This window comes from Planococcus sp. CAU13 (genome assembly GCF_000775575.1).
Classification (GTDB): Bacteria; Bacillota; Bacilli; order Bacillales_A; family Planococcaceae; genus Planococcus.
In genome coordinates this window covers 1-1750 of record NZ_JRGN01000304.1, presented here as the reverse complement: position 1 = coordinate 1750, position 1750 = coordinate 1, and the positions used below count along the sequence as shown (strand labels likewise).

The following is a 1750-nucleotide window of genomic DNA, read 5'->3' as shown; positions in this document are numbered from 1 at the left end:
TTCGTAAAAGTGTACTTTTACGAACGCTTTATAAATTAAAAGAGGGGATTTTCAATTCCGAAATACAATAACTCGCTATTCCGTGAATATATCCTGGAACTTTCTTATTTGTTCAGATTTGCATTGGGAAATCAGACAATGTCATCTACTTCATTTCCTAAAACTTTTGAAAAGAAAAAAACAGTTTGCCAATTATAAGTATTATAGAAAAGGGCAGTATGATATCATGGGAACGTAAGTTCTTTTTTAGAATATTTTAATTAATACTAATAAATTGACGAAAGGAATGATAAATTGTGTCTTTATTAAAAAAGAAAATTGCATTAGTAGCTGGTGGAACTCGCGGAGCAGGGCGGGCTATAGCAGTTAAATTAGGTGAAGCTGGAGCAATAGTTTATGTGACGGGAAGAACTACTAGTAATAGTCAGTCACCAATGGGGCGAAAAGAAACGATAGAGGAAACAGCAGAGTTGGTAACGAAAGCTGGAGGCCTTGGGATTCCAGTGAAAGTAGACCATACTGTCGAAACAGAAGTAATAGCCTTGTTTGAACAAATACAAAAGGAACACGGAACTTTAGATATACTAATTAACGATATTTGGGGTGGAGATCCTCTTACAGAATGGGGCAAACCGATAGGGGAACACGACTTACATAAAGGTCTTCAGATGCAAAAGCAGGCTGTTCAATCTCATATTATTACCTCTCATTATAGTATCCCTCTATTTAAAGAAAACAAGCAAGGGATTATTATTGAAATTACTGATGGAATGGATTATAAGCCACGTGGAAATTTTTACTACAGTTTGGCTAAAATCTCTGCAATTCACATGGCACAAGCAATGGCACAGGATTTGAAAGAATACAATATAACTTGTATTGCAGTAACTCCAGGGTTTTTACGTTCTGAAGCCATGCTTGAACAGTTTGGAGTTACAGAAGAAAATTGGAAAGAAGCTGCTAAGATAGATCAACATTTTGGAGCATCTGAAAGCCCATATTATATTGGTGAAGCTATACGGTGTTTAGTCACTGATCCTAATATAGATGTAAAAACGGGTGGAGTTTATAGCACATGGAATCTTTCTGAGGAGTACGGATTTAAGGATGTTGATGGTTCTCAACCTCACTGGGGGAATTACTTTAGAAATAATGTAGAAGTGTAAAAGAGGGGGTGAATTAATGAAGAAAGCATTAATGGTTATAGATGTTCAAAATGGAATGTTTCAAGAAGGTAATGTGGTGTATAACTGGGACAAGCTGCTAAAAAATTTAAAAAGTCTAATTGGACAAGCCCGTTCTGCTGGGACACCAATTTTTTATATACAGCATAATGCCCAAGTTGGGAAGCCGTTAGAATTTGGTGCAAAGGGATGGGAGATACATCCTGAAATTGCTCCAGAAACTCAAGACATAATTGTTCAAAAAACTACTCCGGATTCATTTCTTAATACTTCATTAAATGAGGAATTGAAAAAACAAGGAATTGAACATTTAGTAGTTGGAGGTATCCAGACAGAAGCCTGTGTTGATACAACTTGCAGAAGAGCATTTAGTATGGACTATAAAGTTACTTTAGCTTCAGATACACACAGCACATGGGATACGGATGAACTTACTGCCCAGCAAATAATCAATCATCACAATGGCGTATTACGCTGGTTTGCAGACGTTTACTCGCATGAAGAAATTTCATTTATTAGCTGATAATAAACATATAAATATAAATTAATAGAAGTTTACATATCAG

General features: G+C 35.8%; 2 protein-coding genes. Both read left to right on the top strand.

The window, feature by feature from the left end; translation table 11 throughout:
* The first annotated feature begins 296 nt into the window (after positions 1 to 296).
* Positions 297 to 1166, top strand: coding sequence for an SDR family oxidoreductase (locus KW93_RS13820; protein ID WP_033543622.1), 870 nt, complete (start codon positions 297 to 299; stop codon positions 1164 to 1166).
* Positions 1167 to 1182: 16 nt separating this feature from the next.
* Positions 1183 to 1707, top strand: a complete 525-nt coding sequence (locus tag KW93_RS13815; RefSeq protein ID WP_033543621.1) for a cysteine hydrolase family protein — start codon at positions 1183 to 1185, stop codon at positions 1705 to 1707.
* The last annotated feature ends 43 nt before the right edge of the window (positions 1708 to 1750 follow it).

Bases quoted from the DNA above. Each gene is read 5' to 3' on its own strand.
- KW93_RS13815 (WP_033543621.1), top strand. From the start codon at position 1,183: ATGAAGAAAGCATTAATGGTTATAGATGTTCAAAATGGAATGTTTCAA.